The organism is Spirillospora sp. NPDC049652 (genome assembly GCF_040675125.1).
Taxonomy (GTDB): Bacteria; Actinomycetota; Actinomycetes; order Streptosporangiales; family Streptosporangiaceae; genus Spirillospora.
The window spans coordinates 1-7405 of the sequence record NZ_JBFAOF010000312.1; the positions used below are offsets into that span (position 1 = coordinate 1).

At 73.6% G+C, this 7405-nt stretch carries 6 protein-coding genes; 3 read left to right on the forward strand and 3 right to left on the reverse strand.

Annotation, left to right across the window (positions count from 1 at the left end; translation table 11 throughout):
• The 3 genes from AB0J52_RS20440 to asnB all read right to left on the reverse strand — a co-directional run.
• The coding region (locus tag AB0J52_RS20440; protein ID WP_500183184.1) for a hypothetical protein at window positions 1-819 on the reverse strand (819 nt) is incomplete at its 3' end.
• Between the two features lies 1 nt (window position 820).
• Complete coding sequence (locus tag AB0J52_RS20445) at window positions 821-1594, reverse strand: bestrophin-like domain (protein ID WP_500183185.1); 774 nt, start codon at window positions 1592-1594, stop codon at window positions 821-823.
• A gap of 276 nt (window positions 1595-1870) precedes the next feature.
• Window positions 1871-3811 (reverse strand): asparagine synthase (glutamine-hydrolyzing), encoded by a 1941-nt coding sequence (gene asnB / locus AB0J52_RS20450; RefSeq protein ID WP_500183186.1) that lies wholly within the window; start codon window positions 3809-3811, stop codon window positions 1871-1873.
• Between the two features lie 291 nt (window positions 3812-4102).
• Here asnB and kamD point away from each other — a divergent pair, with 291 nt between their 5' ends.
• Genes kamD through kal form a run of 3 tightly spaced genes read left to right on the forward strand, consistent with a single transcriptional unit; the run spans window position 4103 to window position 6989 of the window.
• Window positions 4103-5710 carry a lysine 5,6-aminomutase subunit alpha gene (kamD, locus tag AB0J52_RS20455; RefSeq protein WP_500183187.1) on the forward strand — a complete coding sequence of 536 codons (1608 nt, stop codon included), beginning with the start codon at window positions 4103-4105 and terminating at the stop codon, window positions 5708-5710.
• A complete protein-coding gene (kamE, locus tag AB0J52_RS20460; RefSeq protein WP_500183189.1) occupies window positions 5707-6549 on the forward strand; it encodes a lysine 5,6-aminomutase subunit beta in 843 nt (280 codons plus the stop codon). The genes kamD and kamE overlap by 4 nt, the downstream gene beginning before the upstream one ends.
• Window positions 6546-6989: a 3-aminobutyryl-CoA ammonia lyase gene (kal, locus tag AB0J52_RS20465; protein ID WP_500183190.1), complete on the forward strand. Its 444-nt coding sequence runs from the start codon at window positions 6546-6548 to the stop codon at window positions 6987-6989. The genes kamE and kal overlap by 4 nt, the downstream gene beginning before the upstream one ends.
• Window positions 6990-7405: the final 416 nt, after the last annotated feature.

The following is a 7405-nucleotide window of genomic DNA, read 5'->3' on the forward strand; positions in this document are numbered from 1 at the left end:
CGGGGGATTCGGAGGCGGCGGGGGAGGTGGCGGCGGTGGTGGAGGAGGTGGGGGAGGCGGCGGTGCCGGGGGCTTGTTCGGCGGGGGAGGCGCGGGCGGCTTGTGGCACGGGCTGCCGAGGAGCGGCCCCCCGACCGAGATCTCCAGCTCCAGGCCGAGGTGGATGCACACGCTCGCCAGGCCGCCCGTGGGTGAGGGGGCGACCACCGAGATGATCCCGGTGTCGTCGTCCCCGATGACGGCCATGACACCGTTCCCGGACGTCGGCCCGCCCGGCGGAGGAGGCTGCCGTCGCCGCGCGCTCACCGCGGTCTCGTCCCGGGGGTCGCCGCTGGTCCGGGGCTTGCGGGGGGCGCGCACCACGGGCGGCGCATGCCCGACGGAGGGAACACGCGCCGCGGACGGAACGCGCCCCGCGGACGGGCTGTGCGTCTCCGCGGGGGTCTGCCTGACGGACGGCCTGCGCACCGCTGGAGGCAGCTGCCGCACGGAGGGAACGCTCGGCGCGGTGGGAACCTGCGACGGGGAGGAACGTTCGGACGGGCTGCGCAACGCGGGCGGAGCGTGGGCCGCCGCAGGGGTGTGCGAGGGGGCGGGAGTGCCCCGGGGAGCGCGTGCCGACGCGTCCCCGGAACCGGACGAACCGGCGGAGCTGGAACCGGTGGAGCCGGACGGGGCGGGCTTGGCCGGGGAGTCGGAGGTCCCGCCGGCGGGGGTGGGGGTCTCGGCGGCGGTCGAGGTGGCGGTGAGGGGCAGGGTGAGGCCGCCTGCGGTGGTGGTGAGCAGCACGAGCGCGGGCAGGGCGAGCGCGCGGCGCACGTCAGCCTCCCTGGTTGATGCGGGTGAACTCGCCGGACACGGCGGTGAACGCGTCGGGGTGGACGGCGAGCGCGCCGGAGAACACGTGCGAGATGTCGAGGGCGAGGTAGACGCCGACGGCGAGCAGCGCGGCCATCAGGCCGAGCGGGATCAGCGCCATGCCGCGGGGGCGGGCGCCGCCGAGGAGCGGCAGGACGAGCACGACCAGGCCCGTGAGGACGGTGATGACGAGCAGTCCGGCGGGCGGGTGGGCGCGGGCGTCGCTGGCGCGCTGGTGCCGGGCGGCCGACACCTCCGACAGGTGGTCCAGGACGGCGGTGCGGGCGTCCTGGGAGTCGTCGCCGTCCTTGAAGGGGACCGCGATGGTCTCGCGGCGCATCCGGTCCAGGCGGGCCCAGCCGTCGGCGCTGAGCCGGCCGTGGTCGCGCATGAGGGGCCATTCGGTGTGGCGGACGAAGGCGGCGTAGTCGGCGAGCTCGGCGCGGGTGCGGGCGGCGTCGGCGGCGTCGAGGCGTCCGGCGGCCCAGTAGGTCTCGACGAGGGCCTGCGCCTCGGTGGAGGCGTTGGTGCGGGCGGCGTCGGCGTTGGTCCACGGGACGACGATCGCGATGGCGAAGGCGAGCAGGAACAGCGCCGACAGCATCGATCCGGCGTGGCCGTTGGTCGGGCCGTCGGCGGCCTCGTCGTCGGCGCCGCGGCCGGTGCGGCGCAGCAGCCGGCTCGCGATGACCACCACGACGACCGCGCACGCCGCGGCAAGCAGATAGAGAGGCATGGCCCACTCCCAGGTCGGTCCGGCACCCTGTGCTGACGCCTCGTGATTTTACTTTCACGTTGCGTGTTTGAATGAGACTTTGCTTGTGGGTGTGACTGGAGTGGAACCAAGAAGAAGCCACGAAGGTACGTGCGAATGCGGAAAACCGCAGGTCAGCCCGGGGTGCGGTCCGGGCTGGACCCTCGTCTCACCTATCTCCGAAGTCAGGTCCGCGCGGGGGTTCGGAACCTCGATACGGAGGTCCGAGGCGTGCTCCGGAGCTGAATCGGGGCCGGTTCAGAGGTCGAGGCGCACGGACTGCTCGCGCAGCCAGGCGTCCAGGCTGAGGACGAGTTCGAAGGTGCCGCGGCGGCCGCCGAAGCCGGTGCTGACGGCGGCGTCCATGGGACGGGTGGTCAGCTCGGTCAGCGCGGCGCGGTCCAGCAGGGGCGCGACGGGCGCGGACGGGTCGGAGAGCAGGTCGCGGACCTGGTCGAGCAGCGCCAGCTCGTAGGCGGGGTCCTGGATGGCGGGGTAGGGGCTCTTGCGGCGGGTGGCGATCGAGTCGGGCAGCAGGTGCCGGCCCGCGCCGCGCAGCAGGCTCTTCTCGCGCCCGTCGTGGGTCTTCATCGACCAGGGGGCGCCGTAGACGTACTCGACGAGGCGGTGGTCGCAGAACGGGACGCGGACCTCCAGGCCGACGGCCATGCTGGCGCGGTCCTTGCGGTCCAGCAGCATCGGCAGGAAGCGGGTCAGGTGCAGGTGGCAGATCCGGCGCATGCGGCGCTCGTGCTCGTCGTCGCCGGGGACGTCGGGGACCTCGGCGATCGCGCGGCTGTACTGCTCGGCGGTGTGGGCGGGCAGGTCGAGGGTCTGCAGCAGGCCCCGGTCGAGCGGGGCGACCGGGTCGGGGCCGAGCCCCTGCGAGCCGTCCCGGGTGCGGGCGCCGGCCATCGCGACCCAGGGGAAGGTGTCGGCGTGGACGGCGCCGGCGTCGTGGAACCACAGGTAGCCGCCGAACACCTCGTCGGCCGACTCGCCCGACAGCGCGACGGTGGACTTGTCGCGGATCGCGCGGAACAGCAGGTAGAGCGAGGCGTTCATGTCGCCGTTGGAGGCGGGGGCGTCGAAGGCCCGCACGACGGTGGCGCGCAGTTCCGGGTCGGCGAGGCGCGCGGCGTCCACGACGATGTCGGCGTGCTCGGTTCCGGCGTGCGCGGCGAGGTCGTGGACGAAGGGGGTGTCGGGGGTCTCGCGCATCGGGTCGGGGACGAACTTGTCGGCCTGCCCGGTGAAGTCGACGGCGAAGGAGCGGACGGGGCCGTGGGTGGCGGCGAGGGCGGTGACGATGCTGGAGTCCAGGCCGCCCGACAGCAGGGTGCACAGCGGGACGTCCGACACCAGTTGCCGCGCGACGATGTCCTCCAGCAGTTCGCGGACGTGCGCGACGGTGGCGGGCAGGTCGTCGGTGTGGGGCGCGGCGGGTGTCTGCCAGTAGCGGCGGACGGTGAGGCCGGAGCGGCGGATCCGCAGGACGTGGCCGGGCCGCAGTTCGTGGATGTCGCGGTAGGGGGAGTTGCCGACGTCCTTGAAGAAGCCGAGGATGCCGCGCAGGCCGTCGGCGTCCAGGACGGCGTCGGCGGCGGGGTGGGCGAGGATCGCCTTGGGTTCGGAGCCGAACGCCAGGCCGCCGGGCAGCCGCCGCCAGAACAGGGGCTTGACGCCGAGCCGGTCGCGCAGCAGCAGCAGTTCCTCGGTGCGGGTGTCCCAGACGGCGAGGGCGTACATGCCGTTGAGGCGTTCGGCCATGTGCTCGCCCCACTGCAGGTAGGCGTGCAGGACGACCTCGGTGTCGCTGCGGGTGCGGAAGGTGTGGCCGAGCGCGGCGAGTTCGGCGCGCAGTTCGGTGAAGTTGTAGACCTCGCCGCTGTAGGTGAGCACGGCCGCGGGCCCTGCCGTTTCGGCGGCCTCGGTCTCGCCGGCTCCGGTCGCGGCGCTCGTCCCGGCGGGGGCGCCGGGGGAGGGGGAGGCCATGGGCTGGCGGCCGCCCTCGATGTCGATGACGGCGAGCCGCCGGTGGCCGAGGACGGCGTGCGGGGAGGTCCACACGCCCTGGTCGTCGGGGCCTCGGCACGCCATGGTGGCGATCATCGCCGCGGCGGTCCGGGCCGTGTCGGAGGTGGCCGAGCCCGCGGTCAGGTCGCGGCCGAAGTCCACCCATCCGGTGATTCCGCACATGCTCTCGCCCTCTTCCGTCGGAGTGTGCGCGTCCGTGAATTACTTAGCCGGACAAACTTGTTTCATGCGGGTCGGCGCCCCGGTCGAGGGCCGGAACGCGATTTGCGGGCCGACAGCAAAGAGGTTCTTGCGCGTGACGTGGTGCATACCGGAAGATCTTCCGTAGAGAACGCGTCAATGAGGACGATTGTTCGTCGCGGCCCGCCCGGTGTGCCCCAACCCGGCGACGCCGGCGCACGCGGCGGAGAAGGGAACGGCGATGCCGACCGACCTGCTCCGGGAGACACCCCGGTGACCGGCCCGAACACGCGGGGCAAGCTCGACCTGGACCCCGAGGTCGTCCGCAGGGCCCGGAACCTGGCCGCCCGGGCCGCCGAACCCGTCATCCGGATGGCCCGCACCCACACCACCGTGTCGGTCGAACGCGCCCTGCTGCGCCTGTCCGGCCTGTCCGGCGCCGACGCCGACGGCCGCCCCTGGGCCAACCACCTGGTCGACGCCGTCCGCGCGCAGGTCGGGCTGGAGCACGGCGTCGCCCTCCCGGTCTGGGACGCCCTCGCCCAGGGCGGCCACGGCTCCCTCGCCGAGCTGGCCGCCGCCGCGGCCGCTGGCCGCGTCTCGTTCCGCCTGCCCGCCGGAAGCGACGCCCGCACCGCCCACGACGCCGCCCGGCGCGCCGCCCGCGCGGGCATGACCCGCATCGACCGCCGCCGCGCCGAACGCGACCGGATGCTCGCCGAGGTCGGCGACCCGCCCCAGCCGTGGATCTACCTCATCGTCGCCACCGGCGACATCTACGAGGACATCCCGCAGGCCCAGGCCGCCGCCCGCGAGGGCGCCGACGTCGTCGCCGTCATCCGCTCCACCGGGCAGTCGCTGCTGGACTTCGTCCCCGAGGGCGCCACCCGCGAGGGCTACGCCGGCACCTACGCCACCCAGGAGAACTTCCGGCTCATGCGCGCCGCCCTGGACGACGTGTCGCGCGAACTCGGCCGGTACGTGCGGCTCACCAACTACGCCTCCGGGCTGTGCATGCCCGAGATCGCCACCCTCGCCGGGCTCGAACGCCTCGACATGATGCTGAACGACTGCATGTACGGCATCATCTTCCGCGACATCAACCCCCGCCGCACCTTCATCGACCAGCGGTTCTCCCGGCAGATCCACGCCCGCGCCGGCATCGTCATCAACACCGGCGAGGACAACTACCTCACCACCGCCGACGCCGTCGACGCCGCGCACACCGTCATCGTGTCGCAGCTGCTCAACGAGCGGTTCGGGCACGAGGCGGGCCTCGCCGACGCCCAGCTCGGCCTCGGCCACGCCTTCGAGATCAACCCGCGGATCCCCGAGTCGTTCCGGCTGGAGCTCGCCCACGCCCAGCTCGTCCGCGAGCTGTTCCCCGACGCGCCGCTGAAGTACATGCCGCCGACCAAGCACATGACCGGCAACATCTTCGCCGGGTACCTGCTGGACGCCTTCTTCAACCTCGCGGGCGTCATGACCGGCCAGTCGATCATCCTCATCGGGATGATGACCGAGGGCATCCACACCCCCTGGCTGTCGGACCGCGACCTGGCGCTGGAGAACGTCCGCTACGTCCGCGACGCGGCCGGCGGCCTCGCCGAGGACTTCGTGCCCCGCCCGGACGGCTTCATCGGCGAACGCGCCCGCCGCGTCCTGTCGGAGTCCATCGAGCTGCTGGAGAAGGTCGAGAGCGACGGCCTGCTCACCGCGATCGCCGAGGGCACCTTCGGCGTCACCCGCCGCCCCCCGGACGCCGGCAAGGGCCTGGACGGCGTCGTCGAGCGCGCCGACGGGTACGTCAACCCCGCCATCGAGATCCTCGACAGCGAGGACCCGCACGCCGCGTCCGCACCGCAGGAGGTGACCGCATGACCGTCGACCCCACCGCCGGTTCGGCCACCGGCACCGACACCCAGGCGCCGGCCGAACCCGCCGACACCCGGCAGGTCATCCGCCCCTACGGCGACACCACCGGCGACGGCCTGGTCCAGATGTCGTTCACCCTGCCCGTCCCCGCCGGGCCCCGCGCCGACGCCGCCGCGCTGCAGCTGGCCGGGAAGATGGGGCTGGACCCCGCCAGCGTCGTGCACGCCAAGCCGATGGGCCCCGACTTCACCTTCTTCATCGTCTACGGCCGCACCAACCACCTGATCGACTACGCCTCCATCCCCGTCCCCGAGGGACGCGAGTACCCGCTGCTGTCCGCGCCGGAGATCAACCAGGCGATCCGTTCCGGCCTCGGCCGCCGCCTGGTCGTCGTCGGCGCCTGCATCGGCACCGACGCCCACACCGTCGGGATTGACGCGATCCTCAACGTCAAGGGCTTCGCGGGGGAGAAGGGCCTGGAGTACTACCGCGAGATCCAGGTCGTCAACATGGGCGCGCAGGTCACCGTCGAGGAACTGGTCGCCCGCGCCAAGCAGGCCGACGCCGACGCCGTCCTGGTCTCCCAGGTCGTCACCCAGCGCAACGCCCACCTGCACAACACCAAGCAGATGGCCGCCGCGTTCCACGCCGAGTACCCCACCGCCGTCGCCGCCGGGATCGGCCGGCCGCTGCTGGTGGTCGGCGGCCCCCGCTTCGACACCGTCACCCCGTCCGACCTGGGCGTGGACCGCATCTTCGGCAAGGGCACCACCCCCTCGGAGGTCGCCTCGTTCCTGGTCCACGTCCTGCTGCCCGCCGCGACCGGCGAACAGGAGACCCCATGACCGACCCGACCGCGTCCACCGGCCACGCCGCCCCCGGAGCCGCCGACGGAGCCGAGGGCGCCGACCCGCGGCGGGGGCTGACCGTCACCCACCGCCGCTACGTCCCCTACTCCCACGCCCACTACGCCGGGAACCTGGTGGACGGCGCGTACGTCCTCGGCCTGTTCGGCGACGTGGCGACCGAGGTGTGCATCCGCACCGACGGCGACGAGGGCCTGTTCGCCTCCTACTCCGACGTCCAGTTCCGCGCGCCGCTGCGCGCCGGGGACGTCGTGGAGGCCACCGCCGTGGTCACCCGCGTCGGCCGCCGCAGCCGCACCCTGGACCTGAGCGCCCGCGTGGTGTGCCGGGGCCGCCCCGACAAGGGCGAGTCGGCCGCCGAGGTCCTGGCCGAGCCGATCACCGTCGTCACCGCGACCGGAACCGTCGTGGTGCCCTGACCCGGGCCTGACCAGCACGGGCCCGGCCGGGGTGCGGCGACCGCCGGACGGGCCCGCCGGAGGCGGTTGACAAGGTCGCGGAACTGGGTAGTTTTGCTCGGGTCCAGCACGGGACTCACCGATCGGCCGCCTCCGGCGCGCACCGGCCACCGCGCAACGGCGGGCCGCGAGCACACCACCGCCGCCCCGTCCGAACCAGGCGCGGCGCCAGGCGCCGTCCGGAGCGGAGCCGCCCGATCGAGCGGGGGTTGGACCCGGGAAGGGCCCCGACATCCAGTAGAAAACGGTGTACCGCCCCTACCGCCTGTGGGGACGGCGCCGGCCCGATGGATGAACGGGGCCCTCTTCCGTGCCCCCCTTTTTTCTTTTCCGCCGGGAGCGGCCGGCGGCGGACGCCGCCGGTGGGGGCCCGCCGG

Bases quoted from the DNA above. Each gene is read 5' to 3' on its own strand.
- AB0J52_RS20445 (WP_500183185.1), bottom strand. From the start codon at position 1,594: ATGCCTCTCTATCTGCTTGCCGCGGCGTGCGCGGTCGTCGTGGTGGTC.
- asnB (WP_500183186.1), bottom strand. From the start codon at position 3,811: ATGTGCGGAATCACCGGATGGGTGGACTTCGGCCGCGACCTGACCGCG.
- kamE (WP_500183189.1), top strand. From the start codon at position 5,707: ATGACCGTCGACCCCACCGCCGGTTCGGCCACCGGCACCGACACCCAG.
- kal (WP_500183190.1), top strand. From the start codon at position 6,546: ATGACCGACCCGACCGCGTCCACCGGCCACGCCGCCCCCGGAGCCGCC.